Below are 24,596 nucleotides of genomic sequence, written 5' to 3'. Positions count from 1 at the left end.
CACATGGGAGCGTCAGCGACCTGTCGCCCGCAGGATTACGCGAGCGGTTTCGACTGGCTGATCCCAGTGCGGAAAGTGTCCGCATTTGTCGAACCAGTGCAGGGTGGCGTCGGGGAATCGCTCCAACGCCACCTTGGCCTGGCTGGGCGTCGTCACCTTGTCCTGGCGGCCCCAGCCGATGAGCAGCGAGCCTTGCAGCGACCCCTTCGGCGCACCGATTTGCTTGGGCCCGTGGATCAAGGCCTTGCGGGCGGCGTCCAGCGAGGGTGAAGTCTTGGCCGAGAAGCCCTTCAGCTCCCGCTCCACCAATCCACTCGGCAATTTCCACGGGGCAGCCGAGAACTGTGCCAGCGCAGCCGTTCTCGTCACCGGATTACCGGCCAGGAACGGCACAAGCGGCTGCACGTTCTTCATCAGCGCCAACGATGCGGTGATCGTGGCTCCGAAGATCTTGACCTGACGGTCGTTCCAGAAGCCACCGGGATCGAGCGCCACCATCGACCCCCGATGACCGCGACGGGCCAGTTCGACGACCATCCGCGCACCCATCGAGCTACCGACGAGGTCTGCGTCGGACAGTCCCTCGTTGTCGAGGAACTCCCTCAGCGCGTCGGTCAACGTCGCGATGGAGACCTCGGGGAGCGGCGGGGTCTGCCCGAACCCGGGCAGGTCGAGGGCGATGACCTCTCGATGCTTGGCGAGGGCGGGAACGATCGGGTCCCAGTTTCGGTGGGAGGACCCGAGCCCGTGGACGAGGACGATCGGGGTTCCGGTTCCGGTTCTGACACAGTGCATACCCCGCGTGGTACCCCGAGCGCGCCGTTCTACACCTTCGGGCTGTAGTGCGAGGGGTCCGATCGCCTCTCCACCGGCGGCAGATTGCGGGCAGGTGTGTGCACGAGCGGTGCCGTTCTCGGGATCCGGCCCTTGACGCGGTCCCATCCGGCGCGGCCTCGCGGGTGCAGTCGCCGTCGCGGTGGTACCAACCCGAACACGAGGTTCACCGCCTTGCCGAACAGCGTGAAAAGCTTTTCGTCCTGTGCGGACCAGCTGTAGCCCAGGAGCTTGCGTACCGGCTCGTCGTAGAGGCCGACGGTGATCCAGACGAACAGCCTCGCCACCGGACGCCGGAGCACGGCCCAGATCGGCTCGGGCAGCCAGGATGCGTACGGCGGTGGTCCCAGCTTCGACAGGTCCAACACCCCACGCGCGGCCATGTTGTCCTCCAACACGGTGCTGCACATGTGGTCCCAGTACGTCTGGAACTCGGGCCAGGTGGCGGGCACCGACCGCATGCTCATGCCGTAGAGGCGGTACCACTGCACGTGCTCGTCGAACAGCTGGACCTTCTGAGCCTCGGTCAGTCCGCCCATGAAGTGGTCCGCAGTGAGCACGGTGCCCATGAAGAAGGTGGCGTGTGCCCAGTAGAACGTGTCGGGATCGAGCGCGTGGTACTTGCGGCCTTTGGCGTCGATTCCCTTGATGTTCGTGTGATAGCCGCGGACCTGCAGTGCGGTCTCCTCGGCCCGATCGCCGTCGAACACGACCCCGCCGATGGGATACAAGGACCGATACAGGCGCTGCCAGCGCTCGTCGAAGAACGTGGAGTGTTGCTCCACCCCGGCTCCGAGCCCCGGGTGCATGTTCTGCATCGAGCCTGCCCAGACGCCCTGCAGCATCCCCCGCCAGTCGCCGAAGTACTTCCAGGTGAGTGAATCGGGACCGAGCGGGACGGGTCGAGCGGACTGACTACGCATGTTGTCAGACTAGGGTTGACAACATGCGTAGTCAACAGTTGGAGGAACGCAGATCCAAGCGGTACGACGCGTTGCTCGCGGCCGGGGTCGAGCTCCTCGGCTCCCCGGACGGACCGGCCGTCAACGTGCGCGCCGTCTGCCGTACCGCCGGACTGACCGAGCGGTATTTCTACGAGAGCTTCTCCGACCGCGACACCTTCGTCCGGGCGGTGTACGCATGGGTGGGCACGAGAGCGCAGAGCACCTTGCTCGACGCCGTCATGCAGGCGACCACCGCCGAGGACACCATCTCCGCGCCGGTACGCGCATTCGTCGAACTCATCATCGACGAACCGCGAACGGGACGGGTGCTGCTCATCGCACCGTTGGCCGAACCGGCGCTCAGCCGCCGCGGACTCGACCTGCTGCCGGGCTTCGTCGAGCTGGTGCATTCGCAGCTTCCCGACTCCGCCGACCGACAGCTGATCGCCGTCGGAACCGTCGGGGCACTGACCGCCCTGTTCATCGGCTATCTCGACGGCACCGTCACCGTCGCCCGCGAAGCCCTCGTGGCGCACTGCATTCGGCTGATTTCCGAAGCCTCCATGCGAGGATGACACCACCTCTAATCGAAGGAGTTCTTTCATGTCCGATCTCGACCAGTCGTTCGCCGACGCGCAGGTAGACGTCAAGAAGCTCACGTCCAAGCCGAGCAACGACGACCTACTGAGCCTGTACTCGCTCTACAAGCAGGGTTCGATCGGTGACGCCTCGGGTAAGCGGCCGGGACGACTGGACATGGTGAACCGCGCAAAGTTCGATGCCTGGGCGAAGCTCGAAGGTACGAGCCAGGATTCGGCGAAGCAGCAGTACGTGGATCTGGTGACCAAGCTCCTCGCCGGCTGAGCCTACGGCTATGGTCGAGTGCGGGGGTAACGCAACGAAGGGACCCGCATGAGACGCACCGACACCGACGTCGACGAGGCCGAGCTCGATATCGAGAAGCCGAAGACCCACGCGGCAGGCCCCGTCGCCGTCGCAGTGTCGATGAAGCGAGCACTCGGGCACATGGGCCCGAAGCGCACCGCGCAGACGCTCCTCAAGCTCAACCAGGCCGAGGGTTTCGACTGCATGAGCTGCGCCTGGCCCGACCCGGATCCGGGCCATCGGCATGCAGCGGAATTCTGCGAGAACGGCGCGAAGGCCGTTGCCGAGGAGGCGACGACGACGCGTGCGACGCCGGAGTTCTTCGCGCAGCACAGCATTGCCGAGCTCGACGGTCACACCGAGCATTGGCTCGGCCAGCAGGGCCGCATCACGCATCCGATGATCAAGCTGCCTGGCGGCACTCACTACGAGCCCATCGAGTGGGACGACGCGTTCCGCCTGATCGGCGACGAGCTGAAGTCGCTCGCCAGTCCGGACGAGGCCATCTTCTACACCTCGGGCCGCGCCTCGAACGAGTCCGCGTTCACCTACCAGCTCTTCGCCCGGGCATTCGGCACCAACAACATGCCCGACTGTTCCAACATGTGTCACGAGTCGACGTCCATCGCGCTGCAGGAGTCGATCGGCATCGGCAAGGCCAGTGTCACCCTCGATGACGTCCACAACGCCGAACTGATCATCCTGGCCGGCCAGAATCCCGGCACCAATCACCCGCGCATGCTCTCGGCCCTCGAGCTGGCGAAGCAGAACGGCGCAAAGATCCTGTCCATCAACCCACTTCGCGAAGCGGGTCTGCTCAATTTCAAGAACCCGCAGACCCCGCGCGGCATGGTGGGACCGGGAACGGACCTGTCGGATCTGCATCTGCCGATCAAGCTCAACGGCGACCTCGCACTGTTCCAGGCGCTCGGTTCCCTGCTGGTGAAGTGGGACGCGCTCGATCACGAGTTCCTCGACAACTACACCGTCGGTTTCGACGCGTGGAAAGCGCATGTCGCCGAAGTCGACTGGGATCTCGTCACCGAGGTGACCGGACTGTCGGTAGCGCAGATCACCGAGGCCGCCGAGATGCTGCGCGACTCCAAGGCAACGGTCTTCTGCTGGGCAATGGGCCTGACGCAGCACCGCAATGCCGTCGCCACCATCAAGGAAGTCACCAATCTCGCGTTCGCGCAAGGCAATATCGGCAAGGCAGGAGCCGGTCTCCTGCCGGTCCGTGGTCATTCCAACGTCCAGGGCGACCGCACCATGGGCATCTGGGAGCGCCCTCCGGTGAAGTTCCTCGACGCGATGGCGGCGGAGTTCGACTTCGAGCCACCGCGCGAACACGGCTTGGACACCGTCGATTCCATCCGAGCCATGCGCGACGGCAAGGCGCACTTCTTTCTCGGCCTCGGCGGGAACTTCGTCCAGGCCACACCGGACAGTGACGTCACCTTCCTGGCGCTGCGGTCGATGCGGATGACGGTGCAGATCTCCACCAAGATCAATCGCTCACACCTGGTGTGCGGCGAGACCGCACTGATTCTGCCGACCCTTGGCCGCACCGAGAAGGACGTGCAAGCCAGTGGCGAGCAATGGATTTCGGTCGAGGACTCCACCTGCTCGGTGCACTCCTCACGCGGTCCGCTGAAGCCTGCGAGCGAGTTCCTCCGTTCGGAGGTCGCCATCGTCAGCGGTATCGCCGAGGCCACCCTCGGGGATCGCTACGGTCTCGACTGGAAGGGCTTCCGCGACGATTACCGCAACATTCGCAAGCACATCTCCCGCGTCGTCGCCGGATGCGAGGGCTACGAGGTCAATGTTCGACGCCCCGGCGGGTTCGTGCTCCCGCATCCACCCCGCGACAGTCGGACGTTCGAAACCAAGAGCGGCCGAGGCGAATTCGCAGTATCACCGATCGACGTGCTGCAGGTTCCGCCGTGCCATCTGATTCTGCAGACCCTGCGTAGCCACGATCAGTTCAACACGACCATCTACGGCCTCAGCGATCGCTACCGCGGCATCGAGAACGGCCGACGCGTCATCTTCGTGCACCGAGAGGACATCTCGACTCTCGGCTTCCGCGACGGCGACATGGTCGATCTCGTCACCAAGTGGGACGACGACGACGTGGAACGGTGCGCGCCGTCGTTCCGCATCGTCGAGTACGACACCCCGCGCGGGTCGGCTGCTGCGTACTACCCCGAGACCAATCCGTTGATCCCGCTGGATTCGACTGCGCTGCAGAGCAACTGCCCCACCTCGAAGTCGGTGATCATCTCGATGGTTCCGGCCGGGACGGGCGTGCAGGGAACGGCGAACGGCCATCAGGACAACGAGGGATCGGACGAGGGCCACAAGTCGCACCCGCAGCCGCATCATCTGAGCTGAGGATCTAGTCAGACCAGAGCCCGCCCGGAACGCATCCGACGCTGGACATCGCGCAGCAGGATGTTGAACGGCAGTGCTCGCACCACAGGCGGCGATATCCGGTTGAGCAGGGCCGCGCTGCGCAGCAGTAGCGCAAACCGTCTCTGCTTGACCGGATCCCAGGGCAGTTCCATCTCGTCCCGGAATCGCTGGGGTAGGAATCCGGTGGTCACGAAGCGGAAGAACGGCCCGATCAGCGGATGCAGTGCTGCGGGTCTGGCAAACGTGGCCGACGCGATGCCGTACAGGTAGCGCCTGATCGTCGGGTCGATGTGAATGTCGTCCAGCGCTGCGTCCCAGTACTTCTCGAAGGCTGCTCGATCTGCGGGCCACATCTCGCGTGGCATCTGCAATGTCGAGCCGAGCACGTGACACGCCTGGTACATCTCGTCCGCGACGGCCGGATCGGGTGGCCCGTACAGCGCAACGTACACATCCTCGAAACCTCGGTAGAGGCACGCCGCCACCCACAGCTGCAGGTTGGGATCGAAGGCGTTGTACTTCACCGGACTGTCGACCGTCGACCGTACGGCTGCATGAGATCTGTTGGTCGCCTTGCGGTATGCGGCCTTGGTCCTGTCGTCTCCCATACCCGCCACGGCGAGGTAGGACAACGTGGTTCGGGTGCGCTTGATCGGGTGCCGGTTGATCTGCCCGGATTCGACACGGCTCTCGAACACCCCGTACCCGACGGCCGGGTGTCCGAGTTGCATGATGACGTTCGCCGAACCGGCGAGCAGCCCCAGCCCGGTCATGGACTTGCGTAGAAAGTCGTTGTCGGCGCTCATGATTCGGTTGGTTCCTTCCACCGTCGAGCATCTGAGTACGTGCGTATTCAGATGACGTTAGGCGGGGATGCCGAGAGATGTCAAGATGTGATCATGCCCGATTCACCCCGCACCTACGGAGGCGTCGACGGCTCGGCTCGAATCGCCGAGCGTCGTCGCACTCTCGTCGAGGCCGGCCTCGATCTACTCGGAACCGCGAAGCCCGACTTGACCGTTCGCGGGGTATGCCGCCGGGCCGGCGTCGTCAGCCGCTACTTCTACGAGAGCTTCGCAGACCGGGACGCGCTGATGGAGGCGGTGTACGACCACGTCGTCGACGATGTCGCAGCCATCGCGCTCGACGCGGTCGCGGCAGCACCGAAGGACGACCGCGAACGGGTACGCGCCGGGATCCGTGCGATCGTGCGCGCTGTCGCAGAAGACCCGCGCCGCGGGTTCCTCCTCTTCTCCGCCACGACGGTCGGAGACATCCTGGTGGCCAAACGGGCCGAGTCGACCAAGATGTTCGCCCACCTGCTGGCGACTCAGGCCACCGAGTTCTACGGCACCACGAGAGACCACAATCTCGATCTGACAAGCCATTTCGTCGTCGGCGGGTTCGCTCAGGTCCTCACCGCGTGGCTCGGCGGAGAACTGGAACTGAGCGAGGAGACCATCGTCGACCGCTGCACCGAACTGCTGTTGGCCGCCTCACCCATGTAACCGCCTCACCCGTGCAGCCCATGCACCAATGTCGCACCGACGAGGAACTGCATGCACATCAGGTCCGCGACACCGTCGGCGTCCCGTCGACGAAATGCCTCGATCAATTCCTCGTGGCTGCTGAGCGCATGCTCGCACCACTGCCGGTTCGACGCGTACAGCCGGGCAGGCGTGTATCTGACGGCACCCAACAGAAACCATGCCAGCTTGGTCCCACCGGCGACTTTGTTGATGTATCTGTGGAATGCGAACTCACAGGATTCGATGCCGTCGAGGTCGCATCGGAACACCGCATCACGTAGTCGGTCGTTCAATGCACGCATCGCGTCTATCTGTTCGTCGGTGATGACGTGGGCCGCGCGGCGAGCCAGTGTGCCCGCAATCGTGCCCTGCAACCAGAAGATGTCGTCGATGTCCTGCTGGGTCAGTTCGCTGACGCGGTAGCCGCGCCGCGGTACCAGCTCCACCAGCCCCTCACCGCGGAGAGACACCAGCGCTTCACGCACCGGTGTCGCGCTCACACCCAGTTCGGTGGCCGTTTCGTCGATGCGCACGAATGCACCCGGCTCGAGCGCACCCGTGACGATCTGCTGGCGAATACTTGCGGCGACATCCTCCGAGAGCTGCGGGCGACGACGCAACACGATGACCTAGAGTCCGTACGTCTTGCCGATGATGTCACGCTGAATCTCGTTGGTACCGCCGTAGATCGAGGACACGAGAGTCGTCCGGACATGCTTTTCCATGTCGAACTCCGTGGCGTAGCCGTAGCCGCCCATCATCTGCATACCCTCGAGTGCCACCTTCTTCGCGGTCTCGGTGAGCTTGAGCTTGGCCATCGACGCCTCGCGTGGGAAGAGCTTCGTCGGGTTCTCGTCGACCAACCGAGCCACGTGGTAGACCAGCAGCCGTCCACACTCGATCTCGGTGGCCAGATCGGCAATTCGATGTCGCAGTGCTTGGAACGTCCCGACGGGCCGTCCGAATTGCTTACGCTGGGTGATGAAGTCGAGTGTGTCGTCGAACGCTCGTTGAGCAGTGCCGAGCATCATCGCCGCGAGTATGAGGCGCTCGATGTTCAGACCGGTCATCAGCTGAGACCATCCCTGCCCTTCCACCCCGACCACTGCGTCCTCGGGAAGCACGCAATCGGTGAAGTACAGGTCGTTGACTTCCTTGCCGCCCATTGTGTCGATGCCGATGATGTTCAGGCCCTCGACATCGGCCGGAACGTCGAACATCGTCAGACCCTCGTGCTTCCCACCCTCTTTGCCGGTGCGTGCCACGAGCAGGATCCGATCGGCGAAATGCGCGTTGGAGCACCAGGTCTTCTGTCCGTTGATCAGCCAGCCGGAGTCGGTCTTCTCGGCGCGGCAGCTCAGATTTCCCACATCCGAGCCGGCCTCGGGCTCGGACATCGAGATCGAATAGCTACGCCCGGCGACGATGCCGCCGAGAACGGTGTCCTTCTGTGCGGGTGTGCCGAACTTCTCGTACGCCGCGCCGGTGATCAAGGTGGGCCCGATGCCGCCGATGGGAGCCATGGCCTTGGCGGATTCTTCGAGCAGGATGCACAGGTCGACGGTGCTGCCGCCCGCCCCACCATGTTCCTCGGAGATGATCGCGCCCAACCAGCCCAGCTCGGCCATCTTGTCGTAGAGCGCCTGGTTGTGAGTGTGCTTCCCGTGTTCGGTGAGCGCGTCCCGTTGGGACCTGGTGCCCGCTTCCTTGGCACAGAAGGACGCGACCGCCTGCGCGAATGCGGTCTGTTCCTGGGTGAGATCGATACTCATGGATCTACTCCTGCACATCGGGGCCGACGGGGGTTGTAGCAACCGAATCGGACGCATAGTGTGTCCTGGACAACATTGAATCACATCAAATATATGTGATGCGATCTGCTGGAGGATAGAGCCCGTGACGGACCAGATCGAACGAACGAACGAGAGCACCTTCGAAAGCCTCGACCCGAGAACAGGTGTCGCACTCGCCACGTATCCGATCGCGGGCACCGCGGAGGTCGACGTCGCCGTCGCTCGCGCCCGTTCGGCCGCGCGATGGTGGGACGTGCAGGGCTTCGTCGGACGCAAACGATGGCTGCTCGAATTCAAGTCCGCCATCGCCAAGGACGCCGCGAGCCTCGCTACCGTCATCGCCGCCGAAACCGGCAAGCCCGACGAGGACTCCCTGCTCGAGGTCATGCTGGGCGTCGAACACCTCGACTGGGCGGCCCGCAGCGCCGAGAAGATTCTGCGGCAGCGCAAAGTCGGATCGGGCCTGCTCGCCGTGAATCAGAAGGCCTACGTCGGCTACCGCCCGTTCGGCGTCGTCGGAGTCATCGGCCCCTGGAACTACCCGCTCTACACACCGATGGGTTCCATCGCGTACGCCCTCGCGGCAGGCAACACCGTCGTGTTCAAACCGAGCGAACTGACGCCGGGCGTCGGGACCTGGCTCGCCGAGAAGTGGCAGTCACTGGCCGCTCCGCACCCGGTGTTCCAGACGATCACCGGCGACGGATCCACCGGCACCGCCCTCGTCGAATCCGGCGTCGACAAGATCGCGTTCACCGGCTCCACCGCCACGGCCAAGAAGGTCATGGCCACCTGCGCGAAGTCGCTGACCCCGCTCGTCGCCGAGTGCGGCGGGAAGGACGCGATGCTCGTCGACGCAGACGCGGACATCACTGCCGCAGTGGAATTCGCGACGTTCGGAGCGATGGGCAACGCCGGGCAGACCTGCGCGGGCGTCGAACGCATCTACGTCGCGGCTCCGGTGTACGACCGATTCGTCGGTGAATTCACGGCCGCGGTGAAGGCACTGAAGCCCGGCGGAACGAAGACCTCGTCCTACGGTCCGATGACACTGGGCAAGCAGAGCGACATCGTGCGAGGCCAGATCGAGGACGCTCTGGCCAAGGGCGGCAAGGCCGTGGTCGGCGGACTCGACTCGCTGCACGGGCCGTACATCGACCCGGTAGTTCTCACCGACGTACCCGAGGATTCGACGGCGATCACCGAGGAGACCTTCGGTCCGACCGTGGTGGTCAACAAGGTGCGCGATCTGGACGAGGCCATCGAACGGGCCAACGCGTCCAAGTACGGACTCGGCGCATCGGTCTTCACCCAGGACGGAGCGGTGGGCAGGCGCGCCGCCGAGAAGCTCGATTGTGGTGTCGTGACCGTCAATTCGGTGCTCGGCTTCGCCGGTGTTCCGGCGCTGCCGTTCGGCGGAACGGGCGACTCGGGATTCGGGCGCATCCACGGGGCCGACGGCCTACGCGAATTCAGCACCGTCAAATCCTTGACCGTGCAGAGTTTCGCAGCTCCGATCAATCTGCTGACGATGAAGCGTAAGGCACGAAACATGAAGCTTTCCGTGCTGGCACTGAAGCTTCGACACGGACGGGGCTGAAGATGGACATCACGCCGAAGAAGGGGCGCTTCGGCTGGCTCCGGCGCATCGAGGAACTCGACCCGGTGCGGGATTGTCACACGATCCACCGCATCACGGCCGGCTACGAGTTCCCTTGGGACTACCAGCGTTCGCTCGAATTCGCATTGTTCCGTACCTACTGCGTGCCGACCATCTCGGCACTGTTGGTCAAGACCGGCGAATTCGAGAACCGACCGCAGAAACGCTACGACGACACCTCGCTGCTGATGGCCGAACTGCTCGAGCACGGATACGACTCCGAGCGGGGACGTGAATCGCTTCGGATGGTCAACCGAATGCACGGTCAGTACGACATCTCGAACGACGACATGCTCTACGTGTTGACGACGTTCATCTACGAGCCGATCGAGTGGATCGACACCTACGGATGGCGTCGCCTGCACCCCAAGGAGAGACTCGCGACGTTCCACTTCTACCGCGAAGTGGGAAAGCGGATGGGCATCAAGAACATTCCCGAGTCGTACACCGAGTTCGCGCAGTTCAAGCTCGACTACGAGGAGCGAACGTTCCGGTTCACCGAAGACAATCGACGCATCGGCACGTACACCCTCGATCTGTACTGCACCTGGTACCCCGCTGCGCTGACCCCCGCCGTGAAGCAGGCGGTGTTCGCACTGTTGGACGACCGGATGGCCGGCGCCTTCGGCTTCCCCGCAGGCTCACCGACGGTCGAGCGGGTGGCCGTGCGGGCTCTGCGCGCCAGGGCCCGCGTGGAGCGGTTCCTACCCAAGCGGACGCACTCGCGGGCCACCGCGGACGCGTCCAACAAGACCTACCCCGGCTATCCCGTCGGCTACAGCCCTCGGGATCTGGGCGCTGCGGCGTGCCCGTACACCGCCGATTCGGCAGCACCGATCAAGGCCACTCCAGCACCGGCTTGACGGTGTCTCCGCGGCGGTGGTCGCCGAGCGCGGAGTCGATCCGGTCGTACGGATAGCGGGTGATCAGCGCATCGACGGGGAGCGCCCCCGCGGAGTACATCTCGGCGAGCGTCGGGATGAACTGCTGCGGGACGGCGTCGCCCTCGAGGCATCCGCGAATACCCCTACCGCTCAACACCGTATCCAGCAGATCCAGCTGCAACACACCGCGGCCGAGGGCCACGATCGCCAGCGTGCCGCCCTTGCCTAGAGCGGCCATCGCGTCGCGGATCACCTCGGCGTTGCCGGTGGTGTCGAGTGCATGCGTAGCGCCTCCGTCGGTCGCGTCCAGTAGCGCAGCTGCCGCATCCTCCGACTCGGGATCGATGACTGCGTGCGCACCGAGACTCGACGCCAATTCCCTTCTGGCGCTCGATCGTTCCACCGCGATCACGCGGGCACCGCTCGTGATCGCCGCGAGCACTGCCGCCATCCCCACCCCACCCGCTCCGTGCACCACCACGGTGTCCCCGGACCGGGGCTTCAGGACGTTCAGCACCGCACCGGTGCCTGTCTGCACGCTGCACCCGAGCGGAGCTGCGACGGCGAAGTCGATATCCCGATCGACGACGACGGTGTTGTCCTGACGGGTCAGCGCGAACTCGGAGAAACTCGACTGTCCGAAGAATCCGTCGAGCACCGGAGCACCCGCGCTCGTGACGCGGGACGTGCCGTCCGCGCGTGCACCGAACTGGTTGAGAGCGTGGCCGTCCACGCAGTAGGCGGGCCGTCCCTGCCTGCAATTGCCGCACACACCGCAGTGCCGGAACGTCAGCACCACATGGTCGCCGGGATCGATTCCGTGGACGGACCGGCCCACCGACTCGACCACGCCTGCGCCCTCGTGCCCGAGCAGTACTGGCCGCTGGGCCGAACCTGCCCGTCGCGCAACGAGATCGGTATGGCAGATCCCCGTCGCCTTCATCCGGACCAGGATCTCGTTCTCGCGGGGTTCGTCGATGTCGATGTTCTCGACGGTGAACGAGTCGGCAGGATCACGCGAGAGCAGTGCCCGCGCAGCGACCATCAGTCTCGCTCCAACACGAAGTAGAAGTGCTCGCCGCGAGAGAGCACCAGCTCCGGTTTGCCGTTCATGATGCCCATCAGCCTGCGGTCGTCGATCTGCTTGAAGTGATCGAAAACGGCTTTGCCGTCGTACACCATCGTGGCGGTCACCTCGCCGCGGAACTCGATGTTCCACAGCGAGGCTTCCCCGGACCCCATCTCGACGTTGGAGAACAGCGAGCCGTCATCGGCGCGGCAGATCAACGGTTGCGCCTCGGTCACGGAGACGAAGTTCTTACCGTGCCACTTGCTGGCGGGCAGTGCCCGGCACAGTCCGTGGCCGGTCTGGAAGGCGGCACCGGTCCAGCTTCCGAGGATGTCCTCGGCGCGTACGGGGGCGAGCTGCGACCAGAGTTCGTCCAGTTCACTGGCCAGGACACCCGATTGCTGTGCGAGCAATTCGTTTGCGCGCGCGATCGTTCGGTTCTCGGACATCGTTGTTCTCCGTTTCACGTCGAGTGGATTCATCCCAGGAGTACCGCTGTCATCGTCTGCTGCACCCGGGCCATGGTTCGGTCGGAGCGCTCGAACCGCACCGTGCGACCGACGTCGAAGACCAACCCGAGAGCGGCGTGGATCAGAAATTTCGAGACCACCACGCTCGTGTTCGGCCGCGCCTCACGCAGTAGCTGCGCCCAGCCGTCGATGTTGTGGCGCTGGATCCGGCGCAGTGTGGACCGCCGATCGGCCGGTAGATTTCCGATCTCGGCGAAGTACACGGCCACGAGTTCGCCCTGCCGGAAGGTCAATTCGGTGTACAGCCTCGCGAAGGTCCGCACCGCGTCCACCGGGGAGTTCGATTGCTCGAGCGCACCGGCGAGGGTGTCGGTGAGCTGGGCGTTGGCGCGATGCAACGCGGCCTCGAGCAACTCGGCCTTGCTGGGGAAGTAGCGGTACACGCTGGAGGCGGTGATCGACGCTGCTGCGCCGATGTCGTCCAGGCCCACCTCGTGGTAGCCGTGCAGATAGAACAGGCGAATCGAATGGTGCAGCAGCTCTTCGCGTTTCGATGCGTGCTCCAGCACGGCTTCGCGGTGGGGAGATGCACTGCCTTGCTGCGGAAGATCGGTCCGCAGTACCGACCGTGCCGCAGCAAGCATCGACTCCTCGATCTGTTTGGCCGACAACGCCGATCGATGCGCGGTGATGCTGGCGACGGCACTGATCGACGCCGTGGCCAGCAGTGCGGCATCCGCCTCGGACAGATCGGGGCGCAGCTGCCGCAACGGGACCGTCACCCGCTCGTGCACCGTTCGCAGCGCGCGGCGTAGGTAGTCGCGGTCCGAACCGACGAGATAGCGCCCCTCCCATCGATACAACCCACCGGTGCGGCGATTGTCGATGGTGGTGGCGATGATGGCACCGATGACCGCGTCGATCCGGGCCTGCGGGTCCTCCACCTCGATGACGGCCGGATCGGTTGCAGCGACCAAGGAGTCGGTCATCCGCATGACGGTGTCGACGAACAGGGAGTACTTGGTGGGGAAGTGCCGGTACAGCGCGGGTCCGGAAATGCCGACGGTGGCGGCGATGTCCTCGATTCCGACGGGGTGATAGCCGCGCTCGCTGAAGGCCTCGGCTGCGGCCACCAGAATCTGCGCCTTTCGATTCCGTGGCCGACGCCGCTGCGCCGTCGTACCTGTCTCGCTCATTGCCTGCCCTTGCCCCACCGGTTGTCTCGAATCCTCACAGTAGCCGCATCGATGCGAATGATCGCAAACTTACTACAGCACTGACCTGCAGAAATGTAGTCGACAGAGTTCCGGACAAAGCGGCACACAGTCTGTAGGCTGCATCACATTCGATCCCCTGCTCATACGGCTGACGAGAGGAACCGGCGATGGCCGCTCACCCGAACGAACCCGGATTGTCCAACCGAAACAACTGGAACAACCACGTTCGACGGCACGCCCTCATGCAGCCCGAAGCGGTGGCGCTTCGATTTCAGGGACGATCGATCAGCTGGCGCGAACTCGACGACCGCGTGTCGCGGTTCGCGGGCGCTCTGCACAGCCGCGGAATCGGATTCGGCGACCGGGTGTTGATCGTGATGCTCAACCGTCCCGAATACCTCGAGGCGGTACTGGCGATCAACGCGCTCGGCGCTCTCGCCGTCCCGGTGAACTTCCGGATGACTCCACCGGAGGTGGCGTTTCTCGCACAGAACAGCGGCTCCACCCTGGTGATCACCGACGAGACCCTCGCTCCGCTGGCCGAAGCAGTTGTAGCGCAAGGCGATTCACTCACCGAAATCATCACCGTCGGAGACGCCTACGAGGCGCTGCTGTCCACCGTCGAGCCGGCGTACACCGTCGACGTTCCGGACGACGCCCCGGCACTGATCATGTACACCTCGGGCACCACCGGAAGACCCAAGGGCGCTGTGCTCACGCACGCGAACATGCAGGCCCAGGCATTCACCTGCATCCGGGCACTGCAGATGAGCGCCACCGACGAGGTCGGCTTCTGCGCCTCACCGATGTTCCACATCGCCGCACTCGGCAGCCTCGCGCCGAGCCTGCTGCTCGGCATTCCCACCGTCGTCCACCCGGTCGGAGCATTCGATCCGGGCACCCTGCTCGACGTACTCGCCGCCGAGGGTGTCACCAACCTCTTCCTCGTCCCCGTGCAGTGGCAGGCGATGTGCGCCGAGCAGGCTGCCAACCCGAGAGAACTTGCCCTGCGGGTCATTTCCTGGGGTGCCGCCCCGGCATCCGACACCGTCCTGCGCGCGATGTCGGCAACGTTCCCGGGTGCGATGAACGTCGCGGTCTTCGGACAGACCGAGATGTCGCCCATCACCTGCGTGCTCGACGGCGTCGACGCCCTCCGCAAACTCGGCTCCGTCGGACGCGTCATCCCGACCATCGCAGCACGCGTCGTCGATGACGAGATGAACGACGTGGCGCAGGGCGAGATCGGCGAAATCGTCTATCGAGGGCCCACATTGATGCGCGAATACTGGGAGAACCCCGACGCGACGGCAGATGCATTCCACGGCGGCTGGTTCCACTCGGGCGACCTCGTACGCCAGGACGAGGAAGGCTTCGTGTTCGTCGTCGACCGCAAGAAGGACATGATCATCTCCGGCGGCGAGAACATCTACTGCGCCGAAGTCGAGAACGTCCTGTTCTCCCATCCCAGAATCCTCGAGGCTGCAGTGATCGGCCGCGCCGACGACAGATGGGGCGAGGTGCCCGTCGCGGTGGTGGCACTGCACGATTCGCCGGGCACCCCCGACCTGACCCTCGACGAGCTTCTCGTGTGGCTCGGCGACCATCTCGCGCGGTTCAAGCACCCCAAGGAATTGGTCGTCGTCGACGCCCTCCCGCGCAACGCGAGCGGCAAGGTGGTCAAGGTCGCACTCAGGAAGACCTACTCGCCTGCACCTGCCTGACAGACGCCTCAGGGAGGCGTCGGACATGCCCGGTACACGACGCCCTTCGAGGGCCGACACGGGGCCGAAGTGCTGGTCGGGGCACACCCCGAATCGGATAGGACGTAGCCTGGCTGGGAAGGTTCGGTGGCTCGACCGGAATGACAGTCGTGTTGTTCGGTTAGATTGGGAGAGCCACCAGGCACGATGCAAGAGGGTCGAGACCTGTCAACGAGCGACGGGTCACCACAATCGAGGAGAACAGGCCATGGCTTTACCAGTATTGACACCGGAACAGCGCACCGCGGCGCTGGCCAAGGCGGCCGAGGCACGCACTGCGCGGTCGAAGCTGCTCGCATCCGTCAAGTCCGGCGAACTCAGCGTCGCTGACGTTCTCGCCAAGGCGGAGAACGACGAGATCGTCAAGAAGACCAAGGTGTCCGCCCTGATCAAGGCCCTGCCGGGTGTTGGTTCCGTGCGCGCCGCACAGCTGCTCGAGCAGCTGTCCATCGCCGATACCCGCCGTATCGGTGGCCTCGGTGCAAACCAGCGCGAAGCCCTCCTGGCTGCCGTCGCATCCTGATTCACAACTTGCGATAACGCGTTGCCTGCAGGGCTAGCATTTCGACCATGAACGTCGAAGTGACCCTGCTGCCGGGAATCGGGGTGCGGAAGGATTTCGCCCTCGCTTCCGGGCGTCGCATCGGCGTCATCACCCGCAAGGACGGCGCGAACGAGCTGATCGTCTCGCGCAAGGACGACCCCGATGCGACGCAGGAATCCATCACGTTGAGCAATGAGGAAGCGGCGGCCCTGGGCAATCTGCTCGGGTCGCCGCAACTCATCGCTCAGCTCGGGGAAGAGCATCGTGACCTCCCCGGAATCAACACTCGCCAGCTTCCCGTCAGGGAGGGCTCGCGATACGACGGCCGCCCCCTCGGCGATACCGGGATGCGCACCAAGACCGGCGTCTAGATCGTCGCAGTGATGCGTGCAGGCCAAGTACAACCATCACCCACTCCGAGCTTCACCCTCGTCTCCGGCGATCTGCTGGTCGCCGTCGGAACCGCCGATGGGCTCGACGCAGCCGCCAGGATCCTCGGCAATGCCTGACAATCGTCGGTACTGACCGGTGGCCGAGACTGCACTCGCTCTCACCGAACTGGGAGCGGTGTTCTTCGTCCTCGGCCTACTGGCACGCGTTGCAGGCAAGTTCGGTGTCTCCCCCATTCCGTTCTATCTGCTCGCCGGTCTCGCCTTCGGCAACGGCGGCATCGTCACCCTCGGCGGCATCGACGAGTTCAGTGAACTCGCCAGCGAAATCGGCGTCGTCCTGCTGCTGCTCCTGCTCGGACTCGAGTACACCGCCACCGAACTCGTCACCGGACTGCGCCGCTCCTGGATGGCCGGGCTGGTCGACATCGTCCTGAACTTCACCCCGGGCGCAGTCGTCGCACTACTGCTCGGCTGGGGCGGCGTCGGGGCGCTGGTGATGGGCGGTGTCACCTACATCTCGTCCTCGGGCATCATCGCCAAGGTCCTCACCGACCTGGGCCGACTCGGCAACCGCGAAACCCCCATCGTGCTGTCCATTCTGGTGTTCGAGGACCTCGCGATGGCCGTCTACCTGCCCATCCTCACCACCGTCCTGATGGGGGCCAGCTTCCTCGGCGGGCTCGAAGCTCTCGGGATATCTCTACTGGTCGTCACGATCGTCCTGGTCGTCGCTCTGCGCTACGGCAGTTCGGTGTCCGCATTGCTCGACAGCAAAGACCGCGAGGTCATGTTGCTCAACGTCCTCGGCGCTGCCCTACTGGTGGCGGGCATCGCGTCGGAACTGCAGGTCTCGGCCGCCGTCGGCGCGTTCCTGCTCGGCATCGCGATCTCCGGCTCGACGGCCGCCAACGCCACCCGCGTACTCGAACCCCTCCGCGACCTGTTCGCAGCGATGTTCTTCGTGGTGTTCGGACTCGCCACCGACCCCGCGACCATCCCACCGGTGCTGGGCTGGGCCGTCGTGTTGGCATTCGCCACCGCGGCCACGAAGATCGCGACGGGTTGGTGGGCGGCCCGGCGTCAGGGCATCGGCCGACCGGGACGCCTGCGTGCCGGCGCGGCGCTGGTGGCACGCGGCGAGTTCTCCATCGTCATCGCCGGGCTGGCCGTGGCCGCAGGCGCGGTGGAGGGCGAGCTGGCGGCCCTGGCGACGGCATACGTGCTGCTGATGGCAATCCTGGGGCCCATTGCCGCCCGAGTCGTCGAACCGGTCGCGCAGGTCCTCCTGCGCACGAAGCCCGCCGTGTGATTGGCTTTCGGGATGGTGGACAAGCGTCGAGCATCGGTTCTGCGCCGACGGCCGCAGCTGTCGGAGGAGGTGGCCAGCCACGTCCGGCACCTCGTCATGTCCGGCGAAGTGAGTCCGGGAGACTTCATCCGACTCGACGAGACGGCCGCCGAACTCGGAGTGAGCGTCACTCCGGTCCGCGAGGCACTGCTGACGCTGCGGGGTGAGGGCATCGTCGAGCTGGTCCCGCATCGCGGATACAAGGTCTCGCCGCTGACGCCGAACGACATCGTCGACATCTTCTGGCTGCAGGGGCGGATCGCCGTCGAGCTGGTTCGGCGAGCTGCGCCGAAGATCACCGAGGCCGAGCTCGACCGGCTCGCCGAACTCACCGCAGCACTGTCGATCGCCGTCGAGAACGGCAAGCCGGAGGACGTCGAGAACTGCGAGTTCGAGTTCCACCGTGTCCTCAACCGACTCGCCGAATCCGCGAAGCTGGCGTGGTTCCTCAACAACGCCACCCGCTACACACCCACCCGCCTCTATGCCACCGACCGCGACTGGGGCCGAGCGACAGTGCGCAACCACGAGGAACTCATCGAGTCACTCGTTCGAAACGACATCGACGCCGCCTGCGAATTGATGAAGCAACAATTCACAGACGGCGCCGAGAGGTTGATCGCGCATCGGGCTTCGCCCTCGTGAGCGTTTTGCGTAGCTGGAGCTACGCAAAACGCTCACGTGGGGTCAGCGCAGCGAGGCGGGAACCTGGAAGCGGTCGCCGTACTTCTTCGCCAACTCGTCTGCTCGAGTGACGAATCCGGCCTGACCTCCCGGGTAGCCGACGACGTACTGGTGCACGCCTCCGGTCCAGGCGGGAAAACCGATACCGAAGATCGAGCCGATGTTGGCGTCGGCGGTGGTGTTCAGAACACCCTCGTCGAAGCACTTCTGCGTCTCGATGGCCTCGATGAACAGCATGCGTTCCTTGAGGTCCTCGAACGGGATGTCGGCCGAACCCGACTTGAACGCATCACGCAGGCCGGGCCACAATCCGGCACGCTTGCCGTCCTCGTACTCGTAGAAGCCCGCACCCTTGGCCTTCGACGGACGCTCGAACTCGTCGACCATCTTGTCGATGACGGCACCGGCGGGATCCTCGGGAGGGGTCTGACCCGCGGCGATGAGCGCGTCGTAGGTCTCCTTGCGGATCTTCTGCATCAGGTTGAGCGTGAGCTCGTCCGAGAGCTGCAGCGGCGCAGCCGGGTAACCGGCCTGCAGACCGGCCTGCTCGATGGTCGACGGCTCGACGCCCTCGCCCAGCATCGCAATGGCCTCGTTGATGAAGGTGCCGATGACACGTGAGGTGAAGAAGCCACGGCTGTCGTTGACGACGATCGGGGTCTTCTTGATGAGCTGCACCAGGTCGAATGCCTTGGCCAAGGCCGCATCCGACGTCTTCTCGCCGCGGATGATCTCCACCAGCGGCATCTTGTCCACGGGCGAGAAGAAGTGGATTCCGATGAAGTCTTCCTGACGCTTGATGCCCTGAGCGAGGCTCGTGATGGGCAGCGTCGAGGTGTTGGATCCGAGCAGCGCCGTCGGATCGACGAGGTCCTCGATCTCCTGGAACACCTTCTGCTTCAGCTCTTCCGACTCGAAGACGGCCTCGATGACGAGGTCTGCGCCTTCGACGTCCTTGGCATCGGCCGTCGGGTGGATACGCGCGAGCAGAGCGTCGGACTTCTCCTGGGTGGTCTTGCCACGCGAGAGCGCCTTGGCTTCGATGGCCTCGGAGTACGCCTTGCCCTTCTGCGCAGACTCGAGGGCAACGTCCTTGAGCACCACGTCGATTCCGGCCTTGGCGCAGACGTACGCGATGCCCGCGCCCATCATGCCCGCGCCGAGAACCGCAACCTTGGTGAAGGTGGTCTTCTCGATGCCGTCGGGACGGGACTTGCCGGCGTTGATCGCCTGCAGGTCGAAGAAGAACGCCTGAATCATGTTCTTGGACACCAGGCCGGTCACCAGCTCGGTGAAGTAGCGCGACTCGATGGTGCACGCGTTGTCGAAGTCGACCTGCGCACCTTCGACGGCAGCCGCGAGAATCGCACGCGGAGCCGGCATCGGTGCACCCTTGATCTGCTTGCGCAGGTTGGACGGGAACGCAGGCAGGATCTGTGCCAGCTTCGGATTCGACGGCGTGCCGCCGGGGATCTTGTAGCCCTTGACGTCCCACGGTGCGACGCCACCCTCGGGGTTGGCCTTGATCCACGCCTTGGCGGTGGGCACCAATTCGTCGATGCTGCCGACCAACTCGTGAATCAGACCGATCTCGAGAGCCTTCGCCGGACGGAACCGGGTGCCCTGGGCGAGGACGGTCATGAAGCCGGTCTGGATACCGAGCAGTCGCGTGATGCGGGCAACGCCACCGCCGCCGGGCAGCAGGCCCAGCGAGACCTCGGGCAGACCGATCTGTACACCGGGAACATCGGCCGCGATGCGGTGATGCGTCGCGAGGGCGATCTCGAGTCCGCCGCCGAGTGCAGCGCCGTTGATGGCGGACACGACGGGCTTACCGAGCTTCTCGATCCGACGCAGCTGGCTCTTGACTTCCTGGACCTCGTCGAACACCCGCTGGGCGTCCTCGGGCTGCGCGGCGATGAGAGTGTGCAGATCGCCGCCTGCGAAGAACGTCTTCTTGGCGGAGGTCAGCACGACTCCGGTGATGCTGTCCTTCTCGGCCTCGAGGCGGTCGACCGTCGCGCCCATCGAATCCTTGTACAGCTGGTTCATCGTGTTGGCGCCCTGGTTGGGGTCGTCCATCGTCAGAACGACGATACCGTCGGCGTCCTGGTCCCACTGAATCATGTTGTCAGACATCGTAATACCTCAGACTCGCTCGATGATGGTGGCGACGCCCATGCCGCCGCCGATGCACAGGGTGATCAAGGCGTACCGGCCGCCGCGGCGCTCGAGCTCGTCGAGCACGGTGCCGGTGATCATCGCTCCGGTTGCTCCCAGCGGGTGGCCCATGGCGATGGCACCGCCGTTGACGTTGAGCTTCTCGTTCGGGATGTTCAGATCCTTCTGGAAGCGCAGCACGACGGAGGCGAATGCCTCGTTGAGCTCGAAAAGATCGATGTCGTCGACGGTCAGGCCCGCGGTTGCGAGAACCTTCTTCGACGCCGGGGTGGGCCCGGTCAGCATGATGGTCGTGTCGGCACCACTGGTGGCGGTCGCGACGATGCGCGCCCTCGGCACCAGGTTCAGGTCCTTGCCGGCCTGCTCGCTGCCGACGAGGACGAGTGCTGCGCCGTCGACGATGCCGGAGCTGTTGCCGCCGGTGTGCACGTGATCGATCTTCTCGACCCAGTGGTACTTCTGCAGCGCGACGTCGTCGAATCCGCCCATGGCCGCGATACCGGTGAAGGCCGGGTTCAGCTTGCCGAGGGACTCGACCGTCGTGCCCGGACGCATGTGCTCGTCCTGATCGAGGATGAGAAGGCCGTTCTGATCCGTCACCGGAACGACGGACTTGGCGAAGTAGCCACCGGACCACGCCGCTGCGGCGCGCTCCTGGGACTGGACGGCGTATGCGTCGACGTCTTCGCGGCTGAACCCCTCGATCGTCGCGATGAGATCGGCACCGATGCCCTGCGGGGCGAAGTAGGTGTCGTAGTTGGTGACGGGGTCCATGGCCCACGCGCCGCCGTCGCTGCCCATCGGCACGCGCGACATCGACTCGACGCCACCGGCGATGACGAGCTCGTCCCAGCCCGAGCGCACCTTCTGTGCAGCCAGGTTGACGGCCTCGAGACCGGACGCGCAGAAGCGGTTGAGCTGGAAGCCGCCGACGGTGTCGGGCATCTTCGCTGCGAGCACTGCCGTGCGCGCGATATCGGCACCCTGATCTCCGACGGGTGAGACCACTCCGAGGATGAGATCGGAGATCCGGTTCTCGTCCATGTCGGGGAAACGTCGACGAAGCTCGTCGATCAGGCCCGTCACCAGGGAAATCGGCTTCACCGAATGCAGGGAGCCGTTCTTTCCCTTGCCTCGGGGAGTCCTGATGGCTTCATAAATGAATGCCTCTGTAGTCACAGCGCGCAGTTCCTTCCAGATACTCGTTCTTCTCGCGGTCGCAGTGGTGGCCGACCGCATCGGTGCGAGGCCACGACAGACCTCAGCTCATGCCACAGTAGGGCCGCGGGTGGATCCGACATAAGGACCGAAACGAGCGTTCTACATGACCGACGCGGAGTTTCAGGTTTGAACGAAGTCGGCATGGGACACTCCGATAGATCAGATCTACCGAGCGCGGAAGAAGACCCTCCATGGAAACCGACAACGAACTGACCGTGGGCGCTCGCGTCAAAGTACGCATTCACTCCACCGGCACCGACGACAAGGCCGGTCAGGACGCCTACGAGACCGGGGCCATCGTCGAGGACTTCGGCGTCCAGACACCCGACACCACCTCACGGGAATGGGCGGTGGCACGGCGTTGGGCCGTGGCACTCGACAGTGGCCGCCTGGTGTTCGCGGACAACGAGGACCTCACCGTCGGCTGATCAGGTCTCTTTGAGCGGTACCGCTCCCAGTTCGCTGACCAACAGCTCCATCGCGACGGTCTCCGGGTCGCGGCGAACCGTCGGATCGGCAGGCTCGGCTGCGGCCTTGAGCAGCTCTTCCTCATCCTCCGGGGTCTCCGGCGGCGGTGGGCCTATCGGCTCGGGCTCGTCGGGATAGTCCGGCGCTTCGGGTATCGGAATGTCGTCCGCCCCGATGCCGGTCGAGGATCCGTCGCCCGCTGATCCGAACCCGTCCGACGTGGGACGGGGAGCCCCTGCCTGGCTCGGCCTCGAGAACTTCGGCAGCGACGCGGGTTTCGCTGCCGGTTCATCTTTTTTTGCTGATGACTGTTCCGGTGGTGCCGCCGCACCGACCAGGCATACCACCGACCATTCGACGCCGAAGACGTCACGCAGAGCGTCGCGAATGACGTCGGCGTTGCGGGGTTCCTCCAGCCGTTTGGCCAACGGTGCCGAGTCGTGGCCGAGCGTGATGGTGCCGTTCTCGACAGTGCGCACCGAGGCACCGGAGAGCATGACCTCGACGGTGCGGCTCCGGTCTCGTACCTTCGTGCGCACCTCGGACCACACCGCTCGAACCGCGGCTGCGTCGGGCTCGCTCGACGCGGCGGCGGGGGCCGCCATGGGTTCCGGTTCCGACTCGAACACCGGATCCGGCTCGGGGCCGTAATCGTCCTCGGGCTCCGGCGGAAAATCCTCGTGTGCCACCGAGGCAGCGGGGACCGAGTCTCGTTGTGCGGGAACGACTTCCGGCACAGCTTCGGGTTGCGGGGCCGGCTCGGGTGCGGGTGCGGGCGTGGGAGCGGGCTCGGGCGTCGGAGCGGGCTCGGGCGTCGGAGCGGGCTCGGGTTCCGGCGTCGGCTCGGGTGTCGGAGTCGGCTCGGGTGTCGGAGTCGGCTCGGGCCGTGCAGGCTCAGGTGCCGGTGTGGGAATCGAGGCAGCGGGTGCGGGCGCTACGGGCGCAGCTGGTGCGGCGGGGGCCGGCTCGGTGGCGGGTGGGCGTTGCGACGGTCGCTGGAACTTGCTCACCGGTGCCGGACCCGAGGGTGCGGGCTCTTCGGTGGGTTGCAGCTGCGGTCGCGTCGGATCCGCGGCTGCCTGGGCGACGGCTGCTTGCTCGCCTGCCGGAAGGGTGACGTCCAAGCGGCGTTCGACGCGTTCGAGTCGTTGCAGCACCGCCGATTCCGCGTCGGAGGCAGAGGGCAGCAGCATGCGGGCGCACATCACTTCGAGCAGCAGACGCGGGGCCGTGGCACCGCGCATCTCGCCGAGTCCCGAGTGCACGATCTCGGCGTAGCGAGTGAGCGTCGCAGAGCCGAGCAGATCGGCTTCGTCACGCAGTCGCTCGAGCACGTCGCCCGGCACGTCGACCAGACCGCGTTCTCCGGCGTCGGGCACGGCCTTCATCAGGATCAGGTCTCGCATGCGATCGAGGAGGTCGATGGCGAAGCGGCGTGGGTCGTGGCCCGCGTCCATCACCTTGTCGACGGTGCCGAACAGTGCGCCTCCGTCGCCCGCGGCCAATGCGTCGACGGCTTCGTCGATCAGTGCGACGTCGGTGACGCCGAGGAGCGAGAGTGCGCGCGGGTACGTGACGCCTTCGGGCCCGGCTCCGGCCAGGAGCTGATCCATGACGCTGAGCGAGTCACGGGGTGAACCGCCGCCTGCGCGGATGACCAACGGGTAGACCGCGTCCTCGACCGGGACCTGTTCCTGGCCGCAGATCTTCTCCAGCAGAACGCGCATCGTCGACGGCGCGAGCAGCCGGAACGGGTAGTGGTGGGTACGCGAGCGGATGGTGGGGAGCACCTTCTCGGGCTCGGTGGTCGCGAAGATGAAGACGAGGTGCTCGGGCGGTTCCTCGACGACCTTGAGCAGCGCGTTGAAGCCTGCCGGGGTCACCATGTGTGCCTCGTCGATGATGAAGATGACGTAGCGCGATTCGGCCGGGGCGTACACGGCCTTGTCTCGCAGATCTCGCGCATCGTCGACGCCACCGTGGCTGGCCGCGTCCATCTCGACGACGTCGAAGTTGCCGGGTCCGCCTGGGGCGAGGGCGACGCAGGAGTTGCAGACGCCGCAGGGCGTCGATGTCGGACCTTCGGCGCAGTTCAGCGATCGGGCGAGGATGCGCGCCGAGGAGGTCTTTCCGCAGCCGCGCGGCCCGGAGAAGAGGTAGGCGTGGTTGATTCTGTTGCTGTCCAACGCCACGCTGATCGGCTCGGTGACGTGCTCCTGACCGACGACCTCGGCGAACGTCGCAGGACGGTACTTCCGGTAGAGGGCCACGCCCGAAAGGGTACCGGCGACCACG

General features: G+C 65.1%; 22 protein-coding genes and 1 pseudogene. 12 read left to right on the top strand and 11 right to left on the bottom strand.

What is annotated here, in order from left to right; genetic code table 11:
- Window positions 1-12: 12 nt before the first annotated feature.
- Window positions 13-795 (bottom strand): alpha/beta fold hydrolase, encoded by a 783-nt coding sequence (locus AYK61_RS19250; RefSeq protein ID WP_121871996.1) that lies wholly within the window; start codon window positions 793-795, stop codon window positions 13-15.
- Between the two features lie 29 nt (window positions 796-824).
- Window positions 825-1,757, bottom strand: coding sequence for an oxygenase MpaB family protein (locus AYK61_RS19245; RefSeq protein ID WP_121871995.1), 933 nt, complete (start codon window positions 1,755-1,757; stop codon window positions 825-827).
- A gap of 23 nt (window positions 1,758-1,780) precedes the next feature.
- On the opposite strand from AYK61_RS19245, the gene AYK61_RS19240 reads away from it, so the two are divergent.
- The 3 genes from AYK61_RS19240 to AYK61_RS19230 are packed head-to-tail and all read left to right on the top strand — an operon-like array spanning window position 1,781 to window position 5,057.
- Window positions 1,781-2,353, top strand: coding sequence for a TetR/AcrR family transcriptional regulator (locus AYK61_RS19240; protein ID WP_121871994.1), 573 nt, complete (start codon window positions 1,781-1,783; stop codon window positions 2,351-2,353).
- Window positions 2,354-2,381: 28 nt separating this feature from the next.
- Entirely contained in the window at window positions 2,382-2,642 is a 261-nt protein-coding gene (locus AYK61_RS19235) for an acyl-CoA-binding protein (protein ID WP_032379982.1), read from the top strand.
- Window positions 2,643-2,690: 48 nt separating this feature from the next.
- Window positions 2,691-5,057: an FdhF/YdeP family oxidoreductase gene (locus AYK61_RS19230; RefSeq protein ID WP_121871993.1), complete on the top strand. Its 2,367-nt coding sequence runs from the start codon at window positions 2,691-2,693 to the stop codon at window positions 5,055-5,057.
- Window positions 5,058-5,065: 8 nt separating this feature from the next.
- Here the strand turns inward: AYK61_RS19230 and AYK61_RS19225 are convergent, their stop codons facing one another.
- A complete protein-coding gene (locus AYK61_RS19225; RefSeq protein ID WP_121872911.1) occupies window positions 5,066-5,884 on the bottom strand; it encodes an oxygenase MpaB family protein in 819 nt (272 codons plus the stop codon).
- A 93-nt stretch (window positions 5,885-5,977) separates the two neighbouring features.
- Here AYK61_RS19225 and AYK61_RS19220 point away from each other — a divergent pair, with 93 nt between their 5' ends.
- Window positions 5,978-6,586 (top strand): TetR/AcrR family transcriptional regulator, encoded by a 609-nt coding sequence (locus AYK61_RS19220; protein ID WP_121872910.1) that lies wholly within the window; start codon window positions 5,978-5,980, stop codon window positions 6,584-6,586.
- Between the two features lie 5 nt (window positions 6,587-6,591).
- Here the strand turns inward: AYK61_RS19220 and AYK61_RS19215 are convergent, their stop codons facing one another.
- Together AYK61_RS19215 and AYK61_RS19210 are read right to left on the bottom strand one after the other, a co-directional pair.
- On the bottom strand, window positions 6,592-7,230 hold the full coding sequence (locus tag AYK61_RS19215) for a GntR family transcriptional regulator (RefSeq protein WP_237669133.1): 639 nt from the start codon (window positions 7,228-7,230) through the stop codon (window positions 6,592-6,594).
- Between the two features lie 6 nt (window positions 7,231-7,236).
- Window positions 7,237-8,379: an acyl-CoA dehydrogenase family protein gene (locus AYK61_RS19210; protein WP_121871991.1), complete on the bottom strand. Its 1,143-nt coding sequence runs from the start codon at window positions 8,377-8,379 to the stop codon at window positions 7,237-7,239.
- A gap of 103 nt (window positions 8,380-8,482) precedes the next feature.
- Between AYK61_RS19210 and AYK61_RS19205 the strand changes: the two genes are divergently transcribed.
- Complete coding sequence (locus tag AYK61_RS19205; RefSeq protein WP_374700565.1) at window positions 8,483-10,000, top strand: aldehyde dehydrogenase family protein; 1,518 nt, start codon at window positions 8,483-8,485, stop codon at window positions 9,998-10,000.
- Between the two features lie 2 nt (window positions 10,001-10,002).
- Window positions 10,003-10,923 carry an oxygenase MpaB family protein gene (locus tag AYK61_RS19200; protein WP_121871989.1) on the top strand — a complete coding sequence of 307 codons (921 nt, stop codon included), beginning with the start codon at window positions 10,003-10,005 and terminating at the stop codon, window positions 10,921-10,923.
- Here AYK61_RS19200 and AYK61_RS19195 read toward each other — a convergent pair.
- The 3 genes from AYK61_RS19195 to AYK61_RS19185 are packed head-to-tail and all read right to left on the bottom strand — an operon-like array spanning window position 10,898 to window position 13,679.
- Window positions 10,898-11,989: an NAD(P)-dependent alcohol dehydrogenase gene (locus AYK61_RS19195; RefSeq protein ID WP_121871988.1), complete on the bottom strand. Its 1,092-nt coding sequence runs from the start codon at window positions 11,987-11,989 to the stop codon at window positions 10,898-10,900. The genes AYK61_RS19200 and AYK61_RS19195 overlap by 26 nt on opposite strands.
- Window positions 11,989-12,462 carry a DUF4334 domain-containing protein gene (locus AYK61_RS19190; RefSeq protein WP_121871987.1) on the bottom strand — a complete coding sequence of 158 codons (474 nt, stop codon included), beginning with the start codon at window positions 12,460-12,462 and terminating at the stop codon, window positions 11,989-11,991. Before AYK61_RS19190 ends, AYK61_RS19195 begins: the two co-directional genes overlap by 1 nt.
- 29 nt (window positions 12,463-12,491) lie before the next feature.
- Window positions 12,492-13,679, bottom strand: a complete 1,188-nt coding sequence (locus AYK61_RS19185) for a TetR/AcrR family transcriptional regulator (protein ID WP_121871986.1) — start codon at window positions 13,677-13,679, stop codon at window positions 12,492-12,494.
- Between the two features lie 188 nt (window positions 13,680-13,867).
- Here AYK61_RS19185 and fadD5 point away from each other — a divergent pair, with 188 nt between their 5' ends.
- The 5 genes and pseudogenes from fadD5 (at window position 13,868) to AYK61_RS19160 (ending at window position 18,392) form a co-directional block, all read left to right on the top strand.
- Complete coding sequence (gene fadD5 / locus AYK61_RS19180) at window positions 13,868-15,424, top strand: fatty-acid--CoA ligase FadD5 (RefSeq protein ID WP_121871985.1); 1,557 nt, start codon at window positions 13,868-13,870, stop codon at window positions 15,422-15,424.
- 247 nt (window positions 15,425-15,671) lie between these two features.
- Window positions 15,672-15,986, top strand: coding sequence for an integration host factor, actinobacterial type (gene mihF, locus AYK61_RS19175; protein ID WP_008712632.1), 315 nt, complete (start codon window positions 15,672-15,674; stop codon window positions 15,984-15,986).
- A 47-nt stretch (window positions 15,987-16,033) separates the two neighbouring features.
- Window positions 16,034-16,516: pseudogene (locus AYK61_RS19170) on the top strand (cation:proton antiporter regulatory subunit).
- A 19-nt stretch (window positions 16,517-16,535) separates the two neighbouring features.
- Window positions 16,536-17,708: a cation:proton antiporter gene (locus tag AYK61_RS19165; RefSeq protein ID WP_121871984.1), complete on the top strand. Its 1,173-nt coding sequence runs from the start codon at window positions 16,536-16,538 to the stop codon at window positions 17,706-17,708.
- Between the two features lie 12 nt (window positions 17,709-17,720).
- Complete coding sequence (locus AYK61_RS19160; RefSeq protein WP_183130358.1) at window positions 17,721-18,392, top strand: GntR family transcriptional regulator; 672 nt, start codon at window positions 17,721-17,723, stop codon at window positions 18,390-18,392.
- A 42-nt stretch (window positions 18,393-18,434) separates the two neighbouring features.
- Here the strand turns inward: AYK61_RS19160 and AYK61_RS19155 are convergent, their stop codons facing one another.
- Both AYK61_RS19155 and AYK61_RS19150 read right to left on the bottom strand, forming a co-directional pair.
- Complete coding sequence (locus AYK61_RS19155; RefSeq protein ID WP_121871983.1) at window positions 18,435-20,570, bottom strand: 3-hydroxyacyl-CoA dehydrogenase NAD-binding domain-containing protein; 2,136 nt, start codon at window positions 20,568-20,570, stop codon at window positions 18,435-18,437.
- A 9-nt stretch (window positions 20,571-20,579) separates the two neighbouring features.
- The gene (locus tag AYK61_RS19150; protein WP_121872908.1) at window positions 20,580-21,791 is read right to left on the bottom strand and encodes an acetyl-CoA C-acetyltransferase; all 1,212 of its coding nucleotides are present in this window, start codon (window positions 21,789-21,791) and stop codon (window positions 20,580-20,582) included.
- Between the two features lie 233 nt (window positions 21,792-22,024).
- Here AYK61_RS19150 and AYK61_RS19145 point away from each other — a divergent pair, with 233 nt between their 5' ends.
- A complete protein-coding gene (locus AYK61_RS19145) occupies window positions 22,025-22,261 on the top strand; it encodes a hypothetical protein (RefSeq protein WP_121871982.1) in 237 nt (78 codons plus the stop codon).
- Here AYK61_RS19145 and AYK61_RS19140 read toward each other — a convergent pair whose 3' ends face one another.
- On the bottom strand, window positions 22,262-24,571 hold the full coding sequence (locus AYK61_RS19140; RefSeq protein WP_121872907.1) for a DNA polymerase III subunit gamma and tau: 2,310 nt from the start codon (window positions 24,569-24,571) through the stop codon (window positions 22,262-22,264).
- Between the last annotated feature and the right edge of the window lie 25 nt (window positions 24,572-24,596).

This window comes from Rhodococcus sp. SBT000017 (genome assembly GCF_003688915.1).
Classification (GTDB): Bacteria; Actinomycetota; Actinomycetes; order Mycobacteriales; family Mycobacteriaceae; genus Rhodococcoides.
The sequence above is the reverse complement of the archived record's forward strand: the minus strand, read 5'-3'. Positions and strand labels throughout refer to the sequence as shown.